This window comes from Rhodobacteraceae bacterium D3-12 (assembly GCA_025916135.1).
In the GTDB taxonomy this organism is placed as follows: domain Bacteria; phylum Pseudomonadota; class Alphaproteobacteria; order Rhodobacterales; family Rhodobacteraceae; genus JAKGBX01.
In genome coordinates this window covers 2822368-2847650 of record CP104793.1, presented here as the reverse complement: position 1 = coordinate 2847650, position 25283 = coordinate 2822368, and the positions used below count along the sequence as shown (strand labels likewise).

Genomic DNA, 25283 nt, shown 5'->3' with positions numbered 1-25283 from the left:
GGGGCGGGGATGAGCGAGACCAAGAGCGAAGAGACAGCGCAGTTGGACCAGACGGGCCGCATGCCCATGCTGGGGCGGCTGTTTGCCTGGACGGACAAGCCCAAGGCGGTGAGCGGGTTTGTTTACGCGATCTATGCCGTTTGCGCGGGTCTGTTTCTGGCCGAGTTCTTTTATCACAAGCATGTTTACCTGCCGATCGAAGAGACGCCGGGGTTCTATGCGCTGTTCGGGTTCGTGGTCTGCGCCGCGTTGGTGATCGGTGCGAAGGGGGTGCAATTCCTGCTGGCGCGGGACGCGACGTATTACGCGCCCTATGATGTGGACAGCGAAGATTATCCCGAAGCGCCGCGTGAAAAGGGGACGCAAGATGGCTGAGTTTTTCCCGCCTGCTTTCCTGTTTCTGGCCGCGGCGATTTTGTTGCCGGGCTTGCCCATGATCGCACGCAATATCGTTTTGCTGGCGGCGCCTTTGCTGTCGGGTTGGATGATCTGGAGCCTGCCCGAGGGGGCGTTGGCACCGATGGCGTTTTTCGGTTTCGAGCTGGAGCTGTTGCGGGTTGATCCGCTGGCGCGGCTGTTCGGGTTGATCTTTAGCCTCGCGGCGTTTTTGGCCAATCTTTACGCTTGGCATTTGCGCGATACGGCGCAGCAGCTGGCGGCGTTGCTTTATGCAGGGGCGGCGATTGGTGCGGTGTTTGCCGGCGATCTGATCTCGCTCTTTGTGTTTTGGGAAGGCACGGCGATTGCCAGCGTTTTCCTGATCTGGGCGCGGGGCAGCGAAGGCGCGTATCACACTGGCATGCGCTATCTGGTGGTGCAGATCGCCTCGGGCGTGTTGCTGTTGATCGGGGTAGCGCTGTTTTATCGCGAGACCGGGTCGGTGGCCTTTGACAAGATGGTGCTGGGGTCGGCGGCGAGCTGGCTTATCCTGATTGCGTTTGGGATAAAATGCGGCTTTCCGCTGCTGCACAGCTGGTTGAGTGATGCCTATCCGGCGGCGACGGTCACGGGCAGTGTGATCCTGTCGGTGTTCACCACCAAGATGGCGGTTTACGCCTTGGCGCGCGGTTTTGCCGGGACCGAGATGTTGATTTATGTCGGCACGGTCATGGCGCTTTTCCCGATCCTCTATGCGATTTTCGAGAACGATTTACGCCGGGTTCTGGCCTTTGCTTTGATCAGCCAGCTTGGCTTTATGGTGGTCGGGATCGGCATTGGCACCGAGCTTGCCCTGAACGGGGCGGCGGCACATGCGGTGGCGTCGGTGCTGTATAAGGGCCTGTTGTTCATGGCGATGGGCGCGGTGATGTTCCGCACCGGCACGGTCAAGGCGAGCGCCTTGGGCGGGCTTTACCGGACGATGCCGCTGACCATGCTGTTGTGCGTTGTCGGCGCGGCGTCGATTTCCGCGATGCCGTTGTTTTCAGGCTTTGTGACCAAATCGCTGACATTGTCGGCGGCGGCCAAGGGGCATTACGACTGGGTCTGGGGGGCGTTGCTTTTGGCGTCGGTCGGGGCGGTTTTGCACACCGGTATCCGCGTGCCCTATGCCGCGTTCTTTGCCAAGGACAGCGGGCTGCGCCCCGAGGAAGCGCCGTTTCACATGCTTGTCGCGATGGCGGGGATGGCGTTTTTCTGTGTCGCTATTGGCGTTTACCCAGAGCAGCTTTATGCGTTGCTGCCCTTTGATGTGGCCTATGACAGCTATACCACGACGCATGTTATCACGCAGGTGCAGCTGGTGATGTTCACGCTGTTGGGGTTTGTTGTTTTGCTGCGAGCCGGGGTGTTTCCGCAGGCCGGGGCGCAGGTCACGCTTGGCTTTGATTGGGTGTACCGCAAGGCGGGGCCGGTGGCTCTGCGCTATCTGCATGCGGCGTTCGGCGCGAGCGCGGGCTATGTCGTGGGTGAGATCAGCAATTGGGCGATGGGGCTTTACCGTCGGTTCCAATATTCGACCGGTCCAGAAGGGCGGCTGGCGCAGACATGGCCGACGGGGGCGATGGTTTTGTGGATCGCGATCCTGTTGGGCGTGACGATGTTTGTGAACTTCGTCAGCTGAGGTTTTGCGGCGGCTCTTGGCGCTGATGGTTGCGCCAAGGTGATCTATCAAAAAGGCAAAGCGCCGCCCCAATGTGAGGCGGCGCTTTTGTTTTTGGTGATCGTCGGGGCGGGAGGGTAAGGACCCCAGACCCAAGCACCCCAGGCGAGGCCGGCGATCATCGCACCGAGGATGGCGTAGCCGATATAGGCGACAAAGACGCGCGGTTTAACCAGTGCCCAGACCGCGACGGCGGCGGGAATGCAGCTTACCCCGCCAGCGACCATGAAGGACATGGCGGCACCGGGGGCCATGCCCTGTTCGAGCAGAGCATCAACCAGCGGCACGGCGGCATAGCCGTTGAGATAGGCCGGAGCACCGACAAGGGCGCCGACAAGGATGGGTTGCACACCGGTTCCGCCCAGCACACCGGCGATCATGTCGGCGGGCACGTAATGGATCATCAGGCTTTCCAGCACATAGGCGAGCAGCAGCCATTTCAGCAGGAAGACGCCGTTTTCGATGAAGTTATCGCGGAAAACCGTGCGGCGGTCTGCGTCGTCCCAGAAGCGCCAGTGGGGTTTGTCCGAGAAGGGCTTTTGCACGCCGCAGCAGCCGCCGACCTGAGGCTTGGCGCGCAGCGGATCGGAAAAGACCGGCGAGGCTTTGAGCAGCATGGTGCCAAAGCCACCGAGCACGCCGACACCAACGGCCGCAATGGTTTTGGCGGTTGCGAATTCAACGCCGAGCGTGCCCGAGGTGATCGAAAACATCGCTGGATCCATCAGCGGCGAGGCCAGCCAGAAGGCCATAACCGCCGAGAGCGGCACGCCCATCGCCAGCAGCGCGGCGATGAAGGGAATGACCTGACATGAGCAGAAGGGCGAGAGCCCGCCGAGCAGCGCGGCCATGACGATCATCCGGGTTTCGCGCCCCTCGAACGCCTTGGCGAGGAGGTTTTCCGCGCCGGTGGCTTTCATATAGGCGACGGCAAGCACGGCGAAGAGGATGAAGGGCGCGGTGCGGCCCAACGCTTCGATCGCGAAGGTCACGGTGGGCATGAATTGCGGCCAGTCGAGCAGCGCGACAAGCGTGAGGATGACACCGAGGGCGAGCCATGCCTTGTCGATGTTCTTCCAGCTAAACCGCTGGGGAGAATGAGGAATATCAGTCATGGTGGTGGCCTTTTTCATCGGGGAGGTCGAGCGAACCGGGCGCATCGGCACAGCATTCGCGCAAGAGGAATTCGGAGAGGTGGCGCAAATCACCATAGGAGATGGCGGCGCAGATGATCTGTCGGCCTTGGCGTTTCTGGATGACCAATCCGGCCTGTGACAGGGTTTTCATGTGATGGGTCAGGGTTGAGCCGGTGACGCCGGCGCGCGCGCCAAGCTCTCCGATGGTGAGACCTTCGGGGCCGGCGCGCACCAAGGTGCGCATGACGGTCAGGCGTTGCTCGGACCCGAGTGCGGCAAAGGTAGAGGCGGCACGAACGAGGTCGAGATCGGCGTCGGGGGTGATGTCAGACTGTTTCATGATTCTAGAAATATCGAAGCAATTGACATCTGTCGAGCGTTATTTCGACTTTTATCGAACTATTGGGTTTTGCCGGGGGGCGCGCTAGGGTGGCGCGATGGACGAGTTAAGCCATGAGATCCGCGCGTGTCGCTTGTGCGCCGAGCAGTTTGCGGCCACGAAAACGGCCCATGAGCCGCGCCCGGTGGCGTGGTTTTCGCCGCGCGCGCGGGTTTTGATCGCCGGGCAGGCCCCCGGCGCGCGGGTGCATGAGAGCGGCGTGCCGTTTGATGACCCGTCGGGGGATCGGCTGCGCGACTGGCTGGGGGTCGATCGCGAGACATTTTATGATCGAAATCGTTTCGCAATCGTTCCCATGGCGTTCTGCTTTCCGGGCTATGATTCCAAAGGGTCCGATTTGCCGCCGCCGAAACGCTGTGCCGAGACGTGGCATGCGCGGGTGATGGCGGGGCTGCCTGAAATGCGGCTGACGCTGCTGGTGGGGGGCTATGCGCATCGCTGGCATCTGGGGGTGAAAACCGGAGTGACAGAGACGGTTGCGGCGTGGCGCAAACATGCGCCGGGGGTTTTCCCCTTGCCGCATCCGTCTTGGCGCAATACCGCATGGTTAAAGAAGCACCCGTGGTTCGGGGAAGAGGTTTTGCCCGCCCTGCGCGCGGCGGTGAGAGAGGCGTTGGAGAAATGAGCGAAACGGCATTGGACAGGGCACATGCGGCGATGGACGCGGCCCCCGAGGTTGAGGCGGCGCGGTTGGGATTTTACCGGGCGCTGGCGGATTGCGAGCTGTTCCTGTTGCTGAGCACCGAGGCGGAGGGCGAGAGCATTAGCCCGGAGGTTTTCTCTTTTGATGCAGGCTCTTACGTGTTGGTTTTCGACGCGGAAGAACGGTTGGCGGATTTTGTCGGCAAGGCTGCGCCCTATGCCGCCTTGTCGGGGCGGGCCTTGGCCGGGATGCTGGCGGGGCAGGGCATCGGGCTGGGGGTGAACGTGGATGTGGCGCCTTCGTCGATCCTGCTGCCTGCTGAAGCGGTGGATTGGCTGGCCGAGACTTTGGCACCGGCGCCCGAAGCGGCGGAGGGGGCGGTGGCGACGGGGTTTGCGCCGCCGGTGTTGGCCGAGCCGGTGATGATCGCGGTGGAAACGCGGCTGGCGGCGATGCCGGGGGTCGCGGCGGGGGCTGCGATGGTGGCTGCACGCTTCGCGGACGGGCGCGAGGGGCATATCCTTGGGATTTTTGATGCCGCGCCGGAGGCGGAGGCGCCGCTGGCCAAGGCCATGGCCGAGGCGCAGGTATTCGCCGGTATGGGCGGCGAAGGCTTTGATATTGCGTTTTTTTCCGGGGGTGGCGCACGAGAGGCCGAGATGCGTGCCGCCGGGCGGTGGTTTGACGTGCCCGACCCCGCGCCCGAGCCGCCAGAACAGGTTCAGATACCGGGGTCGGCACCGGGGAGGGGCCGGCGCGGCCTCCGAAGCTCAAATAAGTCTTAACAGGTGTGATGGCGGCGCCATGGTGGCTGGCTTGGTGATGCTGCGCTGCGGAATGCCTCTGTGACCCTTAGGGTAGCGCCACTTTGTGCGGAATTGGTTAACGCCGCGATGCGAGTCGCGGGCAGGGGCCAGCCCGACGGCTGCTGAGCAGGGTCGGGCCGGGGGCTGTTTCTGTGATGTCGGGCCGCGACGCCCCGAGATATACTGAGGCGCACGGAGATAGGTTTAATATCCGGCAGACCGGTCGACGAGGTGGAGGAAGGGTTCGCCCGCCTCGCCCCGGCGGATGTTTTCAGCGATGACATGCGCGGCCAAAGGCGCGCGGGTGTCCGAGGCGATATGCGGGGTCACTGTGACGCGCGGGTGGTCCCAATAGGGATGATCGGCGGGCAAAGGCTCGACACGGAAAACGTCAAGCGTGGCATGGGCGATTTGCCCGGTATCGAGCGCGGCGAGCAGCGCATCATCGTCGATCAACGTGCCACGCCCCGGATTGATCAGGAACGCGCCGGGGGCGGTGAGAGCGAGGCTTTCGGCGTTGATCACATTCGCGGTCGCGGGCGTATTGGGCAAAAGAAGGACCACGATTTGCGCGCCGTTAAGGGCCTCTTTCAGGCCCTGTTCGCCGTGGCGGGTGGTGATGCCGGGAACAGTTTTTTCCGAGCGCGACCAGCCGGTTACCGGGAAGCCAAGTGCGGCGAGCGACCGGGCGCAGGCGAGGCCCAATTCACCAAGCCCAAGGATGGTGACGGGGCGATCGCGTGCCAAGGGGGCGCGGAGTGGTCCCATGTCTTGTCCGGGTTCACGATGTGGCTGTCCATGCCGAGGTGATAGCGCAGGGTGTGGCCGGTGACCCATTCCACCATGCCTTCGGTCAGGCCGCCGCCGACCATGCGGGCGAGCGGGATTTTGAGGGTTTCATTGTGGGTCACGCTTTCGACGCCGGCCCAGAGATTGAGCACCGCTTTGGCCCGCGTGTAGGGGGTGAAATCCTGAAGCGGGGAGTTGGGGGCATAGACGATATAGTCGACCTCGGCTGGTGGGAAATCGGTGGCGAGAGAATAGCCGAGCCCGAGGTCGTCGAGCGCGTTGCGCAGCGGGGTTTCATATTCGGTCCAGCGGCTGTTGGTGGCGGCAAAGAGGATGTTGGTGGGCATGGTGCGCCTTGCGTGTGAGGGTGGATTTGGTGGCAAGGTGCGGTCTTGCGCGGGGATTTGCAAGGCGATGGTTAATGCAGCGGTTTGGTGGGTTAACGGTGCTGCGGCGCGGCGATTGCCGGGGGGTGATCTTCGGCTGACGTCCGGCTGACATGCGTGCACCGCCGCAGTGCGGCAATTGGGCGGGTGGGAAATGGTTAATGCGTGGGGGGCGGCATTGAGTGGGGGGTAGTTCGCCACGCCGGTGGCAAAGGTGGGGTGCTGGCCCCCCACACCGCAATAAGGTTGCGGTCAGCCCCCCACACCGCTGTTTTTAATTGGGGGGCCAGCCCCCAACCCGCAGTTAAAAGTGGGGGGCCAGCCCCCCATACCCCCCGGGACATTTTCAGTCAGATGAAGCAATGGGTGTGGTTAGCGGGGTTTGTGGACGTGCGCGGATTGGACGAGGCCGAAGGCGAGCATGAGGACGAGCATGGCGGAGCCGCCGTAGCTAACCAAGGGCAGGGGGACGCCGACCACGGGGATGAGGCCCATGACCATCGACATGTTCACCGCGAAAAAGAGGAAGAATGTCGTGGCGATGCCAAGGGTCAAGAGGGCGGCGAAGCGGTTGGCGTTGGAGAGCGCCGAAGCGATGCAAAAGAAGATGATCAGCGCATAGAGCCCGAGCAAGGAGACGGCGCCGAGGAAGCCGAATTCCTCAGCCAAAGTGGTAAAGATGAAATCGGTGTGTTTTTCGGGCAGGAAGTTGAGGCGGGATTGGGTGCCTTGCATGAAGCCGCGCCCTGTCCAGCCGCCGGAGCCGAGGGCGATTTTGGATTGGGTGATGTGATAGCCCGCGCCAAGCGGGTCGGCGGCGGGATCGAGGAAGGTGTCGATGCGGCGGTATTGGTAGTCATTCAGCAGCTGCCACGGCGTGCCGCGCGATTGGAAGACGGCGGTGACGAGGCCTGCGCCCGCGCTGATCACGGCGGCGAAGTAGAGCCAGTGGACGCCCGCGATGAACATCACCGCGCCGCCGCCCATCACCAGCAGAAGCGAGGTGCCGAGGTCGGGTTGACGGATGACCAGTGCTGTCGGGATCAGGATCAGCGCCACCGGCAGGGCGACCCAGAGCGGGTGCGAGACCTTGTTCATTGGCAGCCAGTCGTAATAGGCCGCGAGCAGCATCACGAGTGTGATTTTCATCAGCTCGGAGGGTTGCAGGCGCATAAAGCCGAGATCGACCCAGCGTTGTGCGCCGCCGCCCTGATCGCCGATCACGGCGACGAGGACCAAGAGCGCGATGGTGGCGAGGTAGCCGACCAGCGCCACGTTGCGCCAGAACCAGATCGGGATCATCGCAATGAAGATCATCAGCACGAATCCGGCGCCGAAGCGTTTCATTTGCGGTTCGGCCCAAGGCGAAAACGAGCCGCCCGCCACCGAGTAGAGCATGAGGAAGCCAAGGCAGGCCACGGCGATCAGCAGCAGAGCCACCGGCCAGTTGAGGAAGAACACCTTGCGCGGCCCGGTGGGGACGTATTGGACGTTGGACTCAAGATAGCTCATGCGCGGCCCGGGCGTTTGTCTTCGGCGGGGGGCGCATGGCGCGCAGGCGCTCTTGCTGGGCGCGGATGCGGCCGCGATCCTTGGAGGGGTAGGCGGCGAGCGGCGGGTCTTCGCCGTAGAGCGCCTGTAGCGTGATGTCGCGCGCGATCGGTGCGGCGGTGGTTGAGCCGCCGCCGCCGTGTTCGACCACCACCGCCACGGCGATGCGCGGGTTATCAAACGGTGCGAAATCGACAAAGAGCGCGTGGTCGCGGCGCTCCCACGGGAGGTCGCGGTTGCGGGTGACCCCGGCGCGCCGTTCGGCGGCGGTGATGCGGCGGACCTGTGAGGTGCCGGTTTTGCCCGCCATGCGGAAGCCTTCGGCGGTGATGCGAGAGCCATAGGCGGTGCCACGGCGGTTGTTTGACACCTCGAACATCGCTTTGCGGATCGCGCGCAGGTGGTTTTCGTTGATGCCGAGGCTGTCGCCGCCGCGCGAGGGCGTTTCGACCCCGTCGACCGAGCGGATCAGCCGCGGTTTGACATCGCGACCGGTTGCGAGGCGGGCCGTCATCACGGCGAGTTGCAGCGGCGAGGCCAGCACGAACCCTTGGCCGATGGAGGCGTTGACGCTATCGCCGATCACCCAGTCTTCGCCTTTGGAGCGTTTCTTCCATGCCTTTGTCGGGGCGACGCCGGAGGCGACCGAGGACATGGGGATGTCGTATTTTTCGCCTATGCCAAGGCGGCGGGCCATGGCCGAGATATTCTCGATCCCGGTTTGCAGGGCGAGTTCGTAATAGAACACATCGCAGCTTTCGCGCAGGGAGCGGGCGAGGTCGACGTTGCCATGTCCGGCGCGTTTCCAGCAGTGAAAGCGGCTGGAGTGGACTTCGAGCACGCCTTTGCAGTTAAAGGTCGTTTTCTGGTCGATGATGTCATTTTCGAGCGCCGCAAGGGCGGTGACCATTTTGAAGGTCGAGCCGGGGGGATAGAGCCCCTGAACCGATTTGGCCACCAGCGGGCGGTGGTTGTTTTCAAGCAAAGCTTTGTAATCTTTGGTGGAAATGCCGTTGACGAAGAGGTTCGGGTCAAACGTCGGCGACGAGGCAACGGCGAGTAGGTCGCCGGTTTGGGTGTCGATCACCACGGCGGCGGCGCTTTCGTCGCCGAGGCGGGCCTGCACGTAGTTTTGCAGCATGTGGTCGATGGTGAGCTGCACATCCGATCCGGCTTCGCCCTCTTGCCGGTCAAGCTCTCGCATTTCGCGCCCGGCGGCGTTGACCTCGACCCGTTTGATGCCGGATTTGCCGCGCAGGAGTTCTTCCTGACGGGCTTCGATGCCGATTTTGCCGATCTGGAAGCGGGGCAGGCGCAGGAGCGGGTCGGGGTCGTCGATCTTGGAGAGGTCATAGTCGGAGACGGGGCCGACATAGCCGACCACATGGGTGAAATCCGGCCCCAGCGGATAGGTGCGCGACAGGCCGACTTCGGGGGTGACGCCGGGCAGGGCGGGGCCGTTGATGGCCACGCGGGAGAGTTCCTCCCAAGTGATGCGGTCGGCGACGGTGACGCGGGTGTCGCCCCGGCGTTTGCGCATTTCCTCGCGGGCGGCGGCGACCTCTTCTGGGTCGAGGTCGATGATGGTCGAGAGGCGGGTGAGCACAGCGTCGACATCGCCGGCCTCTTCGCGGGTCATGGTGATGCGATAGGATTGCACATTGCGCGCGATCAGCCGGCCGGTGCGGTCAAACACCTCGCCGCGCGACGGCGGGATCAGGCGGATCGAGATGCGGTTTTCTTCGGCGAGGAAGCGGAACTGATCGGCTTGTTCGACCTGAAGGAACTGCATCCGCATGGCCAGCCCGCCGAGCGTTGCGGCCTGTATCCCGCCAAGCAGAAGGCCGCGCCGGGTGACGAGGCGCTGAGAGACGGCGGTGTCGCGGGGGATCTGCGCATGGGGCTCTCTCTCTCTTTCGTTACTGTCGTTGGCCGAGGGCGTTGATTTCGCCCAGCCCAACCGGGCGCAGGCCAAAGCCATAGCGGGTGATGGCCGCGACCAGCGGATAGGTCAGCACGGTCATGGCGAGTTGGCTGAGCACCAGCGCAAAGGCGGGGGGATCAACGAGGAACAGCCCAAGCAGGAGTTGGTGACCAAAGATCACCCCCGCAAGGGCGAGCGCGACGGTGACCCATTCGACCGGGAAGGGCATGTCACGCATGGTGAGCGCGCGGCCCGCAAGGTTGTTGAACGCCAAGAGCGACAGCGCGGCATAGAGCCCCGGCGGGCGGCCCAGCATCAGATCGACCAGCAGAAACAGTGCGGCGACCATCAGCGGCGGCGTGTATTCGGGGCGGCGCAGTGCCCATGCAAAGGCGAAGGCCAGCACGAGGTCCGGCCCCGCCCAGCGGCGCGGCGAGGTTTCGAGCGGCAGCAGGTCGAAGAACAGGATCGCCATCACCAGCAGGGCAAAGCTGAGCCGCATGAGCCAGAGGCGCAGGAGGGAGATGTCATCCATCGGCGCCTCCGGGTTTGGCGGTGGTGGCGGGCTGGGCCTGTGCGGTGGGCGCGGGCAGGAGGCCTTCGTCGGGCAGGATCAGCGTGCCGGGGTCAAGGATGCGTTCGCGCCCGTGGTGGCGCAGCACACGCAGAAATTCGAGCCGCTCGTAATCGGCCGCAAGGCGCACGCGCATCCGCCCGCCGGGATCAACCGCGATCTGCCCGACCAGCAGGCCGGGGGGAAAGACGCCGCCGTCGCCCGAGCTTACCACCCGGTCACCGGGGCGCACCGCATCGGGGTTTTCAACAAACTCGATCGCCGGAGAGCGGGTGTTGTCGCCGACCAAGAGGCCGGGTTGGCCCGAGGCCTGAATGGTGACGGGAATGCGCGACGCCGCATCGGTGAGCAGGATGACGCGCGAGGTATTCTCGCCCACGCCGGAGATCGCCCGACAAGGCCGATCCCGTCCATCGCGGCCCAGCCATCAAGGATGCCATCACGCGCCCCGATATTGAGCACAACCGATTGCCGGAAAGGCGAGCCGCTATCGGCCAAGACAACGCCGGTGATAAAGGTGAGGCGCGGATCGAGGCGGACTTTGTTGAGGTCCAGCAGGCGGGCGTTTTCCTGTTGCAGCTGCACGGCTGCTTCCTGCCATTTGCGCATCTTCTGAAGCTCGCGTTTGAGCTCTTGGTTCTGTTCATGCAGGCTTTGATAGCTTTGGAAATCGCGGATCAGGTTGACCGCGCCGGTGACCGGGGCCATAGCCCAGTCAAACCCCGGCAGCACATTATCGACCACATGGGCGCGAAACCGTTCGACGCGCGGGGAATCGATCCGCCAGACAACAAAGACCGCCAAGAGCAGGATGACGAGGATCGCGCCCAGCAACCGCTTGAGCGGGCCGGTGAAATCATCCGATTGAGAGCGATCGCGTGCCATGAGGGGGGTATATCATGGCGATTGGGTGAGGTTGAGAGGGAAAAACCGCCGAGGCATCAGCCGCCACGCGGCGTCAGCCGGTTTTTGCGTATGCCGACAGCGTAACGACAAACGGTTTGATCGGCCCCTCGTGTTTTGGCGCGTTCGAATCGATCCCCGATTTGATGTGCGAGGTGCAGGAGGTCTATCGGGCTGGCCATACCATGTTGGTGCCATGTTGGGACGCGCAGGCAAAACCGCCGTTGGTCAAACTCCCGAAGAGATCATATCGCGAATCTTCACCGCTTTCTCGAAGTGATCCAATTCGTGGGTTTTGATCCACCATTCGGCGGCCTCCATAAGCAAGGCCGGATCATCATTTTTATTGGCGAAAAACGCATAGAAAGAGAGGCCTACGGTCTCTCCCTTCTTGGCGATCTTGTCATTGCAGACCGCGACGGCGTGGCGTCTTAGAGTTGCTCTCATACGTGTTTGCGGCCTCTTTGGGGGTAGGGGATTGATGGGAACATAAGGTGAGTAAAACGCGGGGCGCAACGTAGGATTTTGGCCCCGCCTTAACCGTTACCGTCGGATATTGCCGCTGACTTCGGGCACGCCGAATTCATCGTGGCAGATCGCGGCGAGGCGGGCGACGCCGTCGCGGATCGTCTCTTTGGGCGGGTTGGCAAAGCACAGGCGCATCCAGCCGTCGGCATCGGATTGCAGCGACCATTCCGGGCCGGGGTTGATAGACACGCCTTTGGCGGCGGCGGCCTGGGCCAAACGCGCGGCGCTGACACCGGTGGGGAGTTTGATCCACAGGAAAATGCCGCCGGGCGGTTTGGTGAACGCCACGGAGGTGCCGAAATGCTCGTTCAGCGCGTCGATCAGCGTGTCGAGCTTGCCTTCGAGAACGGCGTTGCACTGCTTGACGTGATCGTCGAAATGCGCGGGGCCAAATTCGGCCAAAACCATCTGGTCCAGCGCGGGCGAGCCGGCATCGGATTTCAGCGCGACAAGCCGGCCCAGCACCGGCCAATCGGCGTTGATATAGCCCACGCGCAGGGCCGGGCCGATGGTTTTGGAGAAGGTCCCGACGTGGATCACCATACCGCTGTCATCAAGCGCACGAAGCGCGGGGGGACGGCTGTTGGCCCATGTGATGTCGGAATAGCATTCATCCTCAAAAACCGGGACGCCGTATTTGCGGGCAAGGTCCAGCATCTGGTGGCGGCGCTCTAGCGGCAGGATCGTGCCGGTGGGATTGTGCACGGTGATGATGGCGAAGATGTATTTCGGCGTGATGCCGCGCTGGGCGAGGTCGGAAAGCGCGGTTTCGAGCGCGTCCATGCGCATGCCTTGGTCATCCAGCGGGATCTGCACCATGTTGACGCCGAGCTTGCGCAGTTTGGTGAATGCGCCGCCGTAGTTTGATTCCTCGACGATCACGGTGTCACCGGGGGAAAGCAGAAGTTTGTTAACCAGATCAAGCCCTTGGAGGGAGCCGGAGGTGAGCAGGATGTCATCGGCTGTGGTGTTGATCCCGGCGTAGCGTTTGAGTTTTTCGGCCACGAAGCTGCGCAGGGGGAGATACCCTTGGGGCCCGCTTTGCAGGTGATAGGTGGCAAGATCGGAGCCGTCACGCGCAAGGGCGCGGTCGACGGCGGCGCGCAGTTCATCGACGGGGACGGTGGCGTTGTCGATATGTCCGCCGACAAAGTTATAGGCGGGAAAGCCGCTCCAACGGGGGGCGGGGTCGGGCGTGTTTGTCGGCAGGAGGGGGTGTAGTCGAATGTCATTGGTGCGGCCTTTGAGATGCAGGATCGCGGGCAGCTTAGGGGGAGTGGCAGGGAGGTGCAAGCCGGGGAATTGCCGGGATGTTGTGTGGGGGGGCGCTTGGCGCTTGGATCTGGGCAGGGGCTGGTTCGGGCGCGCGCGGTCCCGGATTAAATCCGGGACGCGGTCGGGCGTGTTCGCGCGGGCTTTGGGATCGGTGCCGAGGGCGCTTTAGCTGTCGTAGTCGATGGCGTGCTTGAGTTGTTTTTCAAACTCCAGCGCCTTGCCCGTGCCGAGCGCCACGCAGTTCAGCGATTCATCGGCGATGGAAACCGCGAGGCCGGTGCTTTCACGCAAGGCGAGGTCAAGTTCGCCCAAGAGCGCGCCGCCGCCGGTGAGCATGACGCCCCGGTCAACGATGTCAGCCGCAAGGTCGGGCGGTGTGGTTTCGAGCGCGGTCATCACCGCTTCGCAGATTTGTTGCACCGGTTCGGCGAGAGCTTCGGCGACCTGCGCCTGGCTGACTTCGGTTTCCTTGGGCACGCCTGTGAGCAGGTCGCGGCCACGGATCTGCATCGAGGTGCCGCGGCCATCATCGGGCATGCGGGCGGTGCCGATGGAAGTTTTGATCCGCTCGGCCGTGCTTTCCCCGACGAGGAGATTTTGCTGGCGGCGCAGATAGGAAATAATCGCCTCGTCCATACGGTCCCCGCCGACGCGCACGGAGCGGGCATAGACGATGTCGCCAAGCGAGAGCACGGCGACTTCGGTGGTGCCGCCGCCGATATCAACCACCATGTTGCCGGTGGGATCGGTGATCGGCATGCCCGCGCCGATCGCTGCGGCGATGGGTTCGGCAATGAGACCGGCACGGCGCGCGCCCGCGGCCAGAACCGACGAGCGGATCGCGCGTTTTTCAACCGGTGTGGCGCCGTGCGGCACACAGACGATGACCTTGGGCTTATAGAAGGTCGAGCGTTTGTGGACCTTGCGGATGAAGTGTTTGATCATCTCTTCGGCGGTGTCGAAATCGGCGATCACACCTTCGCGCATCGGGCGGATGGCTTCGATGGAACCGGGGGTACGGCCCAGCATCAGCTTGGCGTCTTCACCCACGGCGAGCACTTTTTTGACGCCATCTTTGACGTGATAGGCGACCACGGAGGGTTCGGACAGGATCACCCCTTTGCCTTTGACGTAGACCAGCGTGTTGGCTGTGCCGAGGTCAATCGCCATGTCGGATGCGAACAAACCGGGCATCTTATCGAAAATCGACATGTTGGGGGGGCCTTTGACAACAAGTTTCTGGGCCGGCGACTCGGAGAGCCGTGTCGCAGACGCCCTTATATACGCCTGCCGACGGGCGGGTGAAAGGGGAGATCGGGGGTGTGATCGGCGCGAAACCGCGCAGGAAGGAACGTGCAGGCAGGGGGCTCAGGCGTGTTGGTGAACGCCGGGAAACGAAGTGTTTCCGAAAAAACCCACGGTGATGAGGCAAAATCGACTAAAACAAGGGTCTTATTTGTAAGGGTGATCGCTTGAATGAACGGTGATGCTTCCTTTTCGCGTGCGGCGACGGTGACCGTGGCGGACCCTGTAACGGACCCTCTGACGGGAGCCGTGAGGGACGCTGTCGCGCCAGTGGCCGTATCGGTGGGCGCACCGGTGGCCGCAGCAGAGCTGGGACAGAGTGCGGCGCGTGTTGAGGCGCTTGATCTGGCGCGGTTCATCATGGCGCTGGTTGTGGTTGGGGCGCATGGCCGGTTGTTTGTTGATCTGAGCTATCCGCTTTATTTCTTTACCTTTGTCGGGGGCTGGGCGCGGATCATCATTCCGCTGTTCCTGATGATGTCGGGGTTTTTCTTTGCCGTGCAGATCCGTCGTGGGGTGGGGGCATGGGCCAAGCGGTTGGTGCTGCTGCATCTGGTGTGGAGCGCGGTTTATATTGGGTGCTGGATGCCTTTGGGCAGTTTTTCCTTTGCCAAGGCGGGGTTCTGGATTTTCTTTGGCGCGGGGCATTTGTGGTTTATGCCCGCTTTGATCGGTGGCGGGTTGATGCTTGCCCGGTTGCGGGGGCTGCCGGCGGGGTGGCTTTTGGCGCTGGCAGGGGCGCTGTATCTGACCGGGGGCGTGGTGCAATATGCCCTTGATGTGCTGGTCGATTTCGAGACGGTGAAGCATCACAACGCGCTTTATGCCTTGCCGCGCAACTTCTTGTTTTATGGGTTTCCCTTTATGGCGCTGGGCTACCTGATGCAGGAGGAGGCGGTGCGCGATTGGCTTGGGCGGGTGAGCCGCTGGCCCGTGGTGCTGGGGCTTGTTGCGCTGCTTATGCTGGAAAACTGGGTGAAATACGTGGGGTTTGCGCATGATGCGGTGTTCGAAGTGGCGGTGATGAATTTCGCTTTGGCGCCGGTGATCTTTGCCTGGTTGTTGCGCCTGAAGGGGGTGCGGGCCGCGCCGTGGATGGCGCCGATGTCGGCGGCTATTTATTTCGTTCATGCCTTGGTTTTGCTGGTACTGGAGCAGGTGGCGGGGCTGACGCCGAGCCTGCTTACGCTGGTAGCGGTGGTGATTTGCCTGCCGGTGGGATGGGTGTTGGTCAAGGCGAACAACAGGCCGTTGCCGTTGGTGTGATTTGGCAGGCAGGGGAGGGGGCGCTGCCCCCTCGGCCTTTGGCCTCACCCCCGGGATATTTTGGGTCAGATGAAGGGGGGGACGCGCGGGGGGTGCGGTTTTGCTGTTTGCTCTGACGTGGGGCGAGAAAGCCTAGGGAGGTCAGCCGGGCGCGTGGCCTTTAGGGGGAGCGCCGGCGGGCGGGGGAGCCGGAGCCGTTTGGGCCATGACTCGGCGCGATGAGAGAAACGCGCGGTGTGGCGGGTTTGGCAAGTGTCGAGAGCTGTGCGCCGACGCGGTCCAGTGGGGATGGGATCATCCGGTTCTGGACCGCGTTTGCGCGTTGGGGTTTCAGCCGGGCGCGATGCTTGCGTCGTTAGCTCATGTCGCGGTAGCTGATCTCTTTTTGATCCTCGCCCAGTTTGCCGCGCCTTGTGAGCAGACGGTTGAGGGCGTGGATATAGGCCTTGGCCGAGGCGACCACGGTGTCGGTGTCCGCCGATTGGCCGGTGGCGATGTTGCCGCCTTCCTCGAGCCGGACGGTGACGGTGGCTTGGGCGTCGGTGCCTTCGGTGACGGCGTGGACCTGATAAAGCTCAAGGTGCGCCGTGTTGGGGTGCAGCGCGCGGATGGCGCGGAAGCTGGCATCGACCGGGCCGTCGCCGCGTTCGATTGCGGTTTTCTCTTCCCCGTCGATTTCCATCACCAAGGTTGCTTCGGCCGGGCCGCCGGTGCCGCAGGCGACACGCAGGGTTTTGAGCCGGAGGCGGGCGTTTTCGGTCGATTCACCGACCCGCATCAGGGCGAGGATGTCATCGTCAAACACCTCTTTCTTGCGGTCGGCGAGGTCTTTGAACTGAACAAAGATGTCCTTGAGCTGGTTATCGCCCACCTCGAAGCCGAGCTGGTCGAGCTTGTCACGCAGGGCGGCGCGGCCGGAGTGTTTGCCCAAGGGCAGAGAGGTGCCGGCGAGGCCGACGTCTTCGGGCTTCATGATCTCGAAATTCTCGGGGTTCTTGAGCATGCCGTCCTGATGGATGCCGCTTTCATGGGCGAAGGCGTTTTTGCCGACGATCGCCTTGTTGAACTGCACCGGGAAGCCCGAGACGGTGGCGACACGGCGCGAGATCGCCATGATCTTGGTCGTGTCGATGCCGGTGTGCCACGGCATGATGTCGTTGCGGGTTTTCATCGCCATCACCACCTCTTCCAGAGCGGTGTTGCCTGCGCGTTCGCCGAGGCCGTTGATGGTGCATTCGATCTGGCGCGCACCGGCGGCAACGGCGGCGAGGGAGTTGGCCGTGGCCATGCCGAGGTCATTGTGGCAGTGGGTGGCGAACACCACCTCGTCCGCGCCGGGGATGGTTTCAATCAGGCGGCGAATGAGATCGGCGCTTTCTTCGGGCGCGGTGTAACCCACGGTATCGGGGATGTTGATGGTGGTGGCCCCGGCCTTGATCGCGATTTCGATGACGCGGCAGAGGTAATCCCATTCGGTGCGCGTGGCATCCATCGGCGACCATTGCACATTGTCACAGAGGTTGCGGGCGTGGGTCACCGTATCGTGGATGCGGTCGGCCATTTCATCCTGTGTCAGATTGGGGATCTGACGGTGGAGCGGCGAGGTGCCGATGAAGGTGTGGATGCGCGGCTGGGCGGCATCGCGGATCGCCTCGAAACAGCGGTCGATGTCTTTGAAATTGGCGCGGGAAAGCCCGCAGATCACCGAGTTTTTCGAGCGCTTCGCGATTTCGTTCACGGCGCGGAAGTCGCCTTCGGAGGCGATGGGGAAGCCCGCTTCGATGATGTCGACGCCCATATCGTCGAGCATCTCGGCGATTTCGAGCTTTTCCTCGTGGGTCATCGTGGCGCCGGGGGATTGTTCGCCGTCGCGCAGGGTGGTGTCAAAGATCAGGACGCGGTCCTGCTTGGATGTATCAGTCATTTTGGGATCTCTTTTGAATTTTCCTTAGCCTACTGGCTGCCTCTTGGCGCGAAACCGAACTCCTCTGAGCGCTCGCGCCGGAGTGGCACGCTCAGAGGCGGCTAAGGATTAGCAGAGCGGCAAGACGCGCACCGTTCGCCCGCAAGGCGGGGGCGGCGATCAAGGAAAGGATATGCGTCTGCGTGGTCATGGGGGGATTTATACGCGGGACGGCACGAAGATAAAGTTAAAAATGAAACGGGGCGGCAAAAATGCTATGGCTCGGGTGAACAAAGGCGGCGGGCGGGGCGCATATTCTTTATGCAGGCAGACTGATGACAGAGCATGCAAAACGGGCATTGGTGATCGGCGCGTCCGGCGGGGTTGGAGGGGCGCTGAGCACGGCATTGGGCCAGCGCGGGTATGATGTGATGGGGTTGAGCCGGTCGCGCGACGGTTTTGATTTGACCCAGCCCGAGACGGTGGAGGCCGCTTTGGAGGCCGTAGAACCGGGGGTCGATTTGATGCTGGTCGCCAGTGGGGTTTTGACGGGCGGTGCGGCGCGCCCCGAAAAGGCGCTGCGCGAGGTGAGCGGTGCAGAAATGGCGGCGCAATTTGCGGTGAATGCGATTGGTCCGGCCTTGGTGTTGCGCCATGCAAAGCGGCTTTTGCCGCGGGGGCGGCGGGGTGTTTTTGCGGCCCTTTCGGCGCGGGTCGGTTCGATCGGGGATAATCGGGCCGGGGGGTGGTATGCCTATCGCGCGTCCAAGGCGGCGTTGAACCAGATCGTTCACACCGGTGCGATTGAGCTGGCGCGCAGCCACAAGCATGCGGTGTGCGTTTGTTTGCACCCCGGCACGGTTGAGACCCGCTTTACCGAGAATTATTCGGGCCATGACAAGGTGAGCCCAGCGGTGGCCGCGGCCAATCTGCTGGGCGTTATAGACGGGTTGGGGCCGCAGGACACAGGCGGGTTTTACGACTGGGCCGGTAAGCGCGTTCCGTGGTGAGCGTGGGGCGGCGCGGGGGTTTTACCCGATCAGTTCCTCTTCGATCTGCCCGAGGCGTTCTTTGCCAAAGAACATCTGATCGCCAACAAAGAACGTGGGCATACCGAATACGCCACGATCAACCGCGGCGGCGGTGTTTTCGACCAGCTTGGCCTTGATCTTTGGGTCTTGGGTGCGGGCGAGGAGGGTTGCGCCGTCAAGGCCTGCGTCATTCATGGCGGCGACAAAGACATCAGGGTCGCTCATATCCAGCCCGCTTTCCCACATGGCGCGCATTCCGGCCTCGACATAGGGCAGGAGGGTGCCGTCCATGTCGGCGGCAATGGCGCCCCGCATCAAGATCAGCGTGTTGACCGGGAAATGCGGGTTCATCTGAAAATCGGTGAGGCCATGTTTGGCAATGAAGCGCATGATTTCGGTGCGCTCATAGTCGAGTTTGCCTTTGACGTTGCCGAAGGCGACGATGGGGGATTGGTTATTGGTCGCCTTGAACACGCCCCCCAGAAGGCAGGGCAGATAGGTGATTTCAGCGCCGGTGCGTGCGGCGAGGGCGGGCAGGACTTTGTACGCGAGATAGGCGTTCGTGCTTCCAAAGTCGAAAATGAAATCAAGTTTTTTGGTCATTGAAACAGGTCCTTACCATTTTTCCGCCCAAGGGCGCAGGTCAAGCTCATGCGTCCAGGCAGAGCGTGGTTGGTGATGCAGCATCACGTAATTCTGGGCGATGGCATCGGGGTTGAGAATGGCGTCACGGTCGCGCAGGTCATCAACGCCGGGAACATTCTCGCGGATGAAGTTGGAATCGATCGCGCCGTCGATGATGGTGTGGGCGACATGGATGTTTTGCGGCCCCAGTTCGCGCGCCATGGACTGTGCGAGCGCGCGCAGGGCGTGTTTGGACCCTGCGAAGGCGCTCATGCCTTTGCTGCCACGGGTGCTGGCGGTGGCGCCGGTAAAGATGATGGTGCCGTGGCCGCGGGTGAGCATCCGTTTGGCCACTTCGCGCCCCATGAGGAAACCGGCGAACGCCCCCATTTCCCAGACCTTGCGATAGACGCGGGTGGTCATTTCGGTGATCGGGAAGCTGACATTTGCGCCGATGTTGAAGACGGCAACCTCGATGGGCGCGATCTGGGTCTCGATATGCTCGATCAGGGCGATCATCGCGTCCTCGTCACGGGCATCGGCGGGCAGGGCATGGGCGGCGTGACCTTCGTTGCGGATGGATTGGGCCAGCGTTTCGAGCGCCTCGGCGTGGCGGTTGCGGCGGACCAGACAGGCGGCATGGCCATCACGGGCAAAGGCGCGGCCAATGGCGGCCCCGGTGTCATCGCCTGCACCGATCACAAGGCAGGAGGTCGCGGGCATTGGCGTATCCTTTCGCATCAGACGGGGCGCGGGTTTGGGGGCGGTTTGGGTTTGGACCCCGGCTGAGTTTGGTTGCAATTTGAAACCAAACTGCATAGAGCAGGGTGAAAGATCAACCACAAATGCCGGGTTCCGGCGGTGAGGCCCTTATGACCCTGCGTCACACGCAACCCTGTCCGATTGCCGCCACGGTGAATGTGATTGGCGATCACTGGAGCATGTTGATCCTGCGCGAGGCGTTTCTGGGGCGGACACGGTTTGGCGAATTCGAGCGCCATACCGGGATTGCCAAGAACCTGTTGAGCCAGAGGCTTGGCGCGCTCGTCGAGCACGGGGTTTTGCAGCGACAGGATGTGGGGCATGCGGGCAAGCGGTTTGCCTATGTCCTGAGCGAGAAGGGCGAGGCGTTGTTGCCGGTGATGATGGCGATGGCGGATTGGGGCAATGCGCAAATCTATGGCGCGGGGCATGAGCCGGTGATGAGTGTTGAAAAGAAGAGCGGCGTGCGGGTGGCACCGCTTTGGCCCGTGGGGGCGGACGGGCGCAAGTTGGCACGGCGCGACATGCGCATGGTGGCGGGGCCGGGTTTCGAGACGGGTTTTGAGCCGGGTTTCGAGCCGGGATCAGAGGTGGGCGCAGATCAGGCGGTGTCGAAATCCGCCGCCGTGTCGCCCATCAAATAGCGCGGGCCGGGGCCGGCGCTATTGGCTTTGTCGGTAGGGTTATAGAGGCGGCAGCGATCAAGGCTGAGACAGCCGCAACCGATACAGCCGTCAAGATCATCGCGCAGTTTTTCAAGTGTCGCGATGCGGGCGTCGAGTTCGCTGCGAAACCCTTCGGAGATTTTGCGCCAGTCGGCGGCTGTGGGGGTGCGGGCGTTGGGCAGCGTTGCCAGAACCTCGCGGATTTGCGGCAGGGTGAAGCCGAAGCTTTGAGCGATGCGGATGAAGGACAGGCGGCGGATGTCGGCGCGGGCATAGCGGCGGTGGCCCGAGGCGGCGCGCACAGAGCGGAGCAGGCCTTTTTCCTCGTAAAAGCGGATGGCCGAGACAGCGAGGCCGGTGCGTCGGGCGATATGGCCGATGGGCAGCATGTCTTTCGGGCTGGGCGCGGGGCGTTCTGGTCGCGTCTTTGCGGGCATGAAAAAATTCCTTGACCTAAAGTTAGCTTTAGAAATTAGCTTAGGCGCCAACCTAATGCAAAGGAGAATCTGTTATGGTTGGACGATTGGAACATGTGAACGTCACGGTGAGCGATCTGGACCGCGCGGTGGCGTTGGTTTCGCAGCTGTTCGGCTGGCATCTGCGCTGGCGCGGGGCGGCCAAGGATGGCGGCGAGACCGCGCATGTGGGCGACGCGGACAGCTATGTCGCGCTGTACAAGCACCCGAAGCAGAACGGCGCACCGGTGGACAGCTATCGCACCACGGGCGGGTTGAACCATATCGGCGTGGTGGTTGAGGATCTGGACGCGGTCGAGGCGCGGGTCAAAGCGGCCGGGTTGGTGGCGCATAATCACGCGGATTACGAGCCGGGGCGGCGGTTCTATTTCGACGATCAGGATGGCACCGAGTGGGAGGTGGTGAGCTATTCCTGAGCCCTGTGTTCGGTTATGCTGTGTCTGTGAAGGAAGGGCGCTATGGCCGAGAATAAGACGCAAGCGACGCAGGCGGATGTGGGGGCTTATCTCGCGCAGATAGAACCGGAGCGGCGACGGCAGGAGGCGTTAAAGCTGGATGCGATTTTCCGGCGTGTGAGCGGGTTTGAGCCGCGCCTGTGGGGGCCGTCCATCATCGGATACGGGCGGTATCATTATGTCTATGACAGCGGGCGCGAGGGTGATTTCCTTGCCACCGGCTTTGCGGTGAGGAAAGCGAAGCTGGTGGTCTATATCATGCCGGGCTATGCCGATTTTAGCGCGGTGCTGCCCCGGCTTGGCAAGCACAAGACCGGCAAGTCTTGTTTATATATCAACAAGTTGTCTGACATAGATGAATCAGTGCTTGAGGAGTTGATCAGAGCCGGACTTGAAGATCTGGGCGCGCGCTGGCCGGTTGAGGCGGGCTAGGGCGTATCGGCTTTGGCGGTGTTTTGGCAATGAAGGGTGCGTGGCTGGCACGCACCCTTCAAGGTTGACCAAATAAAGGTCAGTCCATCATCAGCTGATAGCTGGTCGGCTCGTAGTGATAGCCATCGCCATGTTTGGCGACATAGCCGGTTCCGGGCCAGGGCATGTGATAGCCGACGAAGGGAATCTTATCGGCTGCCAGCATGTCGAGCGTTTTGCGGCGGGTTTTTGCGGCCATCGCCTTGTCGCGGTCGAATTTGACCTCCCAATCGGGATAGGCCAGCGACCAGACGTAATGGTTGGCAAAATCCGCGCCGAGGAGCAGGGATTTCCCGTCGCTTTCGATCATATAGGCCATATGGCCGGGGGTGTGGCCGAACGCTTCCATTGCGGTCACGCCAGAGGCGACGCTGTCGCCGCCTTTGATCATGGCCATTTTTTCGGCGAGCGGGCGGACTTTGCCTTCGAACCCGTCGTTGCCGGACATATCCCATGCGTCGAACTCGGTCGCGCCGGTGACGTATTTGGCGTTGGCAAAGGTCGCCGCGCCGCCCTCCATCAGCCCGCCGATATGGTCGCCGTGCATATGGGTCAACACCACGGTGTCGATCTGATCAGCACTATAGCCCGCAGCTTCGAGAGCGCCGGTAATGCCGCCTGCGTTGAGGCCGGTGTCAAACAGGATCAATTCGCTGCCGGTGTTGACGACGGTGGGGGTAAAGAAGAACTGCGCCTTGTCCGTGGGGATGCCTGCGGCGGCAGAGGCGGCGGCAAAGTCATCTTCGCTGGCGTTGAGGCCGAAAATCGCATGCGGGTCCGGCACGGTGCGGGTTCCGGCGAGCAGGGTTGTGACCTCGAACCCGCCAAGTTTGAAGCGATTGAAGCGGGTGGTGGCGAGGCCCATCATTTTGGCGGCGGCAAAGGCCGGGCTATCGCCGAGTGCGGCAATGGGCAAGGCCGCGGCGCCCATCAAGGCGCTGCGACGAGTGATGGAAAAGGCGGGTTTTGTCATGGGACGCGTCCTTTGTTGGTGGAGGGTTAGGGCCGTTGCAGGGGTAGGTTCGGGACCGAGTATAGCGTGATTTTGGCGGCGCGCCTGTAAACTATACGTGACGTAGGCAGCCGGATGCGGCGCGCAGGCCGAATGATGCGGGGCGACAAATAACAGTGTGCGAAACAGGGGGGCGGTCGCGCGGCAGCTATGGCACGAAAAACGTGGCGTTGGCGGTGGCGACAGGTTTGTTTGACGGCTCGGCGATCATCGTGGCGCGGGCAAAGATCAGCGCCTTGCCGGCGCGCACGACCGTGGCCTCGCAACGCACCGCGTCGCCGATGCCGGGGCGCAGGAATTGCGTGTCGAGGTTGGTGGTGGCGATGGGGCGGAATTCGCCCATATGCCCGGCGCAGGCAAAGACCATCGCCGTATCGGCCATCGCGGCGAGCGCCTGTCCCGAGAGGATACCGCCGACGCGTGCCAGCGCGGGGGTGATTGGCATATGCAGCACTGCCCCCTCTGCTCCGATTGCCGTGATGGTAAGGTCGAGCGCGCGCACCCAATCGGCGAAATTCTCGGTCAGGAAGGATTGGGCCGTTTCGGGGGTAAGGGTCATGGCTGTGCCTTTTTCGGATGCGTGTATGGTGCGTGTGTCAGGTTGGGGTTAACTGTCAGCAGCGGCGCTTGAGCGCGGTTTCAAGAGCGGGTGTGTGCGAACAATCGCATGGGGGCGCGGCATGATCCAGATCAATGATTGTCCGCCCTTTGCGGTGCATGCTGCAAGGATAATAGCGCTTCAGAAGAAAGGTGCCAAAGAGATGAGCAGGGTTTTGACAGGGTTTGCAGCGGGATGTGCCGCGCTTGGTTTGCTGGTGGCGTGCAGTGTCGCGGCGCCGCATCCGGGGCGGGTGACGTTTGCGCAATATTGCGCCGGGTGCCACGGGGCGACGGGCATGGGCGATGGGGTGAACGCGGGCGATTTGTCTGTGCCGCCAGCCGATTTGACGGTGCTGAGCGCCGTTAACGACGGGATGTTTCCGACCGAACATGTCATGGCCACGGTGTACGGCTATCCGGGCAAACACGCGGCGTCGATGATGCCGGAATTCGGCTCGCTTTTGAACGGGCCCAAGCAGATCTGGGTGTCGCCCAAGGGGGAAGAGGTGATGACGCCCGTCGCCTTGCTTGAGCTTGCGGATTACGTGGAGAGGCTTCAGCGTTAAGGGGCCGTTCGGGCGAAGGCGGTTCGGGAGGCGCGTCGTGCAAGGGTGGCTGTGCGTGGGCGCGCCGCAACAGGCCGCCATGATACGGATCAAAGCGCGGGGCTTGTTGGGGTGGTAAGCTCATTCGCGCGACAGGGGCGCAATGCGAAAAGGAGTGAGATGATGGTGAAACAGCTTGCAAATAAGGTTGAGTTTTCGAGGCTTCGGTCCGGTTTTGGGGCGATTGCTCTGGTCGCCGGGGTGATGGCGGGGCTGGCGTTTGGTGCGGGACCAGTGTCGGCGCAGGATGCGGGCGTGGGGGCTGATCTTTATGCCCGCCACTGTGCCACCTGTCACGGGGTTGACGGCAAAGGGCAAGGGCCGATGGCCAGCGTGCTTTTGGTGCAACCTGTGGATTTGACCGGCTTGACGGCCGCCAACAACGGGACATTCCCGGCGTTGAATGTGGTGCGCCGGATCGACGGGCGTGATCCGCTGGTCAGCCACGGCAGCCCGATGCCGGTCTATGGCGACTTCTTTGAAGGCAATGACACGGCGATGAAAACCGCAAGTGGCCAGCCGCTGATGACAAGCCGCGCGATTGCCGATTTGGTTGCATTCTTGCAAGGTATCCAGAAGTAAGCCATGACGGTTGGAAAGACGGCAGGAGGAACATGATGCGACATGCTTTGGGTTGGACGGCGGGGGCTGCATTGCGCTGGTTATGGCGGGCTGTGTGATGCAGAGCATGCCCGAACCCGACGAGGGCGCCCTGTTGTTCGCGAGCAATTGCGCCATGTGTCACGGGGCGTCAGGGCGCGGCAACGGCGAACTTGCCGCGGATATTCGCGCCGACCTTGGCCGCAAGCCCGCCGATCTGACCCGGATCAGCGCCCACAACAAGGGAGTGTTCCCGCGCGCCGAGGTGCTGTCCTATATCGACGGCTACACCCGAGGGCGTCTTGAACGTCAAAATATGCCCGAATTCGGTTTGCTTTTGGAAGGGCCGACTGTTCCGGTTGATACGGGCGACGGGGTGATGACCCCGGTACCACGCCCGCTCGCGGCGTTGATGGTCTATCTGGAATCGCTCCAGCGCTAATGCGTGCGGGGCTTTCTTTAATGGCTTAAATACCCATTTCTGTAACTTCG

The 25283-nt window shown here is 62.6% G+C and carries 26 protein-coding genes and 2 pseudogenes; 12 read left to right on the top strand and 16 right to left on the bottom strand.

Annotation, left to right across the window (positions count from 1 at the left end; translation table 11 throughout):
* The first annotated feature begins 9 nt into the window (after window positions 1-9).
* Window positions 10-375, top strand: a complete 366-nt coding sequence (locus tag N4R57_14050; protein UYV36147.1) for a hypothetical protein — start codon at window positions 10-12, stop codon at window positions 373-375.
* On the top strand, window positions 368-2062 hold the full coding sequence (locus N4R57_14045; GenBank protein ID UYV36146.1) for a Na(+)/H(+) antiporter subunit D: 1695 nt from the start codon (window positions 368-370) through the stop codon (window positions 2060-2062). Before N4R57_14050 ends, N4R57_14045 begins: the two co-directional genes overlap by 8 nt.
* A gap of 47 nt (window positions 2063-2109) precedes the next feature.
* On the opposite strand, the gene N4R57_14040 is transcribed toward N4R57_14045, so the two are convergent.
* Together N4R57_14040 and N4R57_14035 are read right to left on the bottom strand one after the other, a co-directional pair.
* The gene (locus tag N4R57_14040) at window positions 2110-3216 is read right to left on the bottom strand and encodes a permease (protein ID UYV36145.1); all 1107 of its coding nucleotides are present in this window, start codon (window positions 3214-3216) and stop codon (window positions 2110-2112) included.
* Window positions 3209-3577 carry a metalloregulator ArsR/SmtB family transcription factor gene (locus tag N4R57_14035; protein ID UYV36144.1) on the bottom strand — a complete coding sequence of 123 codons (369 nt, stop codon included), beginning with the start codon at window positions 3575-3577 and terminating at the stop codon, window positions 3209-3211. Before N4R57_14035 ends, N4R57_14040 begins: the two co-directional genes overlap by 8 nt.
* Before the next feature lie 97 nt (window positions 3578-3674).
* Here N4R57_14035 and N4R57_14030 point away from each other — a divergent pair, with 97 nt between their 5' ends.
* Together N4R57_14030 and N4R57_14025 are read left to right on the top strand one after the other, a co-directional pair.
* Window positions 3675-4262: a uracil-DNA glycosylase family protein gene (locus tag N4R57_14030; GenBank protein UYV36143.1), complete on the top strand. Its 588-nt coding sequence runs from the start codon at window positions 3675-3677 to the stop codon at window positions 4260-4262.
* Window positions 4259-5065: an SseB family protein gene (locus N4R57_14025; GenBank protein ID UYV36142.1), complete on the top strand. Its 807-nt coding sequence runs from the start codon at window positions 4259-4261 to the stop codon at window positions 5063-5065. The genes N4R57_14030 and N4R57_14025 overlap by 4 nt, the downstream gene beginning before the upstream one ends.
* 225 nt (window positions 5066-5290) lie before the next feature.
* On the opposite strand, the pseudogene N4R57_14020 reads toward N4R57_14025, so the two are convergent.
* The 8 genes and pseudogenes from N4R57_14020 to N4R57_13985 form a co-directional block, all read right to left on the bottom strand.
* Window positions 5291-6222, bottom strand: a pseudogene (locus tag N4R57_14020) (glyoxylate/hydroxypyruvate reductase A).
* Window positions 6223-6633: 411 nt separating this feature from the next.
* Window positions 6634-7773, bottom strand: a complete 1140-nt coding sequence (rodA, locus tag N4R57_14015; protein ID UYV36141.1) for a rod shape-determining protein RodA — start codon at window positions 7771-7773, stop codon at window positions 6634-6636.
* On the bottom strand, window positions 7760-9793 hold the full coding sequence (mrdA, locus tag N4R57_14010; GenBank protein UYV36140.1) for a penicillin-binding protein 2: 2034 nt from the start codon (window positions 9791-9793) through the stop codon (window positions 7760-7762). The genes rodA and mrdA overlap by 14 nt, the downstream gene beginning before the upstream one ends.
* Window positions 9732-10271, bottom strand: coding sequence for a rod shape-determining protein MreD (locus N4R57_14005; protein ID UYV36139.1), 540 nt, complete (start codon window positions 10269-10271; stop codon window positions 9732-9734). The genes mrdA and N4R57_14005 overlap by 62 nt, the downstream gene beginning before the upstream one ends.
* Window positions 10264-11195: pseudogene (mreC, locus tag N4R57_14000) on the bottom strand (rod shape-determining protein MreC). The gene N4R57_14005 and the pseudogene mreC overlap by 8 nt, the downstream one beginning before the upstream one ends.
* A 246-nt stretch (window positions 11196-11441) precedes the next feature.
* Entirely contained in the window at window positions 11442-11660 is a 219-nt protein-coding gene (locus N4R57_13995) for a DUF6500 family protein (protein ID UYV36138.1), read from the bottom strand.
* A 96-nt stretch (window positions 11661-11756) separates the two neighbouring features.
* The gene (locus N4R57_13990; GenBank protein UYV36137.1) at window positions 11757-13034 is read right to left on the bottom strand and encodes a PLP-dependent aminotransferase family protein; all 1278 of its coding nucleotides are present in this window, start codon (window positions 13032-13034) and stop codon (window positions 11757-11759) included.
* 147 nt (window positions 13035-13181) lie between these two features.
* Entirely contained in the window at window positions 13182-14228 is a 1047-nt protein-coding gene (locus N4R57_13985) for a rod shape-determining protein (GenBank protein UYV36136.1), read from the bottom strand.
* Window positions 14229-14492: 264 nt separating this feature from the next.
* Here N4R57_13985 and N4R57_13980 point away from each other — a divergent pair, with 264 nt between their 5' ends.
* Window positions 14493-15587 (top strand): acyltransferase, encoded by a 1095-nt coding sequence (locus N4R57_13980; GenBank protein ID UYV36135.1) that lies wholly within the window; start codon window positions 14493-14495, stop codon window positions 15585-15587.
* Window positions 15588-15942: 355 nt separating this feature from the next.
* Here N4R57_13980 and N4R57_13975 read toward each other — a convergent pair whose 3' ends face one another.
* On the bottom strand, window positions 15943-17511 hold the full coding sequence (locus tag N4R57_13975) for a 2-isopropylmalate synthase (protein ID UYV36134.1): 1569 nt from the start codon (window positions 17509-17511) through the stop codon (window positions 15943-15945).
* Window positions 17512-17825: 314 nt separating this feature from the next.
* On the opposite strand from N4R57_13975, the gene N4R57_13970 reads away from it, so the two are divergent.
* Window positions 17826-18500 (top strand): SDR family NAD(P)-dependent oxidoreductase, encoded by a 675-nt coding sequence (locus N4R57_13970; GenBank protein UYV36133.1) that lies wholly within the window; start codon window positions 17826-17828, stop codon window positions 18498-18500.
* 21 nt (window positions 18501-18521) lie between these two features.
* Here the strand turns inward: N4R57_13970 and N4R57_13965 are convergent, their stop codons facing one another.
* On the bottom strand, window positions 18522-19124 hold the full coding sequence (locus tag N4R57_13965) for a 2-hydroxychromene-2-carboxylate isomerase (GenBank protein UYV36132.1): 603 nt from the start codon (window positions 19122-19124) through the stop codon (window positions 18522-18524).
* Window positions 19125-19136: 12 nt separating this feature from the next.
* A complete protein-coding gene (locus N4R57_13960) occupies window positions 19137-19868 on the bottom strand; it encodes an SDR family oxidoreductase (GenBank protein ID UYV36131.1) in 732 nt (243 codons plus the stop codon).
* Between the two features lie 122 nt (window positions 19869-19990).
* On the opposite strand from N4R57_13960, the gene N4R57_13955 reads away from it, so the two are divergent.
* Complete coding sequence (locus N4R57_13955; protein UYV36130.1) at window positions 19991-20551, top strand: helix-turn-helix transcriptional regulator; 561 nt, start codon at window positions 19991-19993, stop codon at window positions 20549-20551.
* Here N4R57_13955 and soxR read toward each other — a convergent pair.
* Entirely contained in the window at window positions 20509-21009 is a 501-nt protein-coding gene (gene soxR / locus N4R57_13950; protein UYV36129.1) for a redox-sensitive transcriptional activator SoxR, read from the bottom strand. The genes N4R57_13955 and soxR overlap by 43 nt on opposite strands.
* A gap of 74 nt (window positions 21010-21083) precedes the next feature.
* Here soxR and N4R57_13945 point away from each other — a divergent pair, with 74 nt between their 5' ends.
* Both N4R57_13945 and N4R57_13940 read left to right on the top strand, forming a co-directional pair.
* Window positions 21084-21464, top strand: coding sequence for a VOC family protein (locus tag N4R57_13945; GenBank protein UYV36128.1), 381 nt, complete (start codon window positions 21084-21086; stop codon window positions 21462-21464).
* 42 nt (window positions 21465-21506) lie between these two features.
* Window positions 21507-21935, top strand: a complete 429-nt coding sequence (locus N4R57_13940) for a DUF1801 domain-containing protein (GenBank protein ID UYV36127.1) — start codon at window positions 21507-21509, stop codon at window positions 21933-21935.
* Between the two features lie 79 nt (window positions 21936-22014).
* On the opposite strand, the gene N4R57_13935 is transcribed toward N4R57_13940, so the two are convergent.
* Both N4R57_13935 and N4R57_13930 read right to left on the bottom strand, forming a co-directional pair.
* On the bottom strand, window positions 22015-22947 hold the full coding sequence (locus N4R57_13935) for an MBL fold metallo-hydrolase (protein ID UYV36126.1): 933 nt from the start codon (window positions 22945-22947) through the stop codon (window positions 22015-22017).
* Between the two features lie 187 nt (window positions 22948-23134).
* A complete protein-coding gene (locus tag N4R57_13930; GenBank protein ID UYV36125.1) occupies window positions 23135-23545 on the bottom strand; it encodes a PaaI family thioesterase in 411 nt (136 codons plus the stop codon).
* A 121-nt stretch (window positions 23546-23666) separates the two neighbouring features.
* Between N4R57_13930 and N4R57_13925 the strand changes: the two genes are divergently transcribed.
* The 3 genes from N4R57_13925 (at window position 23667) to N4R57_13915 (ending at window position 25233) form a co-directional block, all read left to right on the top strand.
* Window positions 23667-24152 carry a cytochrome c gene (locus tag N4R57_13925; GenBank protein ID UYV36124.1) on the top strand — a complete coding sequence of 162 codons (486 nt, stop codon included), beginning with the start codon at window positions 23667-23669 and terminating at the stop codon, window positions 24150-24152.
* A 243-nt stretch (window positions 24153-24395) separates the two neighbouring features.
* A complete protein-coding gene (locus tag N4R57_13920; protein ID UYV39584.1) occupies window positions 24396-24773 on the top strand; it encodes a cytochrome c in 378 nt (125 codons plus the stop codon).
* A gap of 10 nt (window positions 24774-24783) precedes the next feature.
* Window positions 24784-25233: a c-type cytochrome gene (locus N4R57_13915; GenBank protein UYV36123.1), complete on the top strand. Its 450-nt coding sequence runs from the start codon at window positions 24784-24786 to the stop codon at window positions 25231-25233.
* Window positions 25234-25283 lie beyond the last annotated feature (50 nt).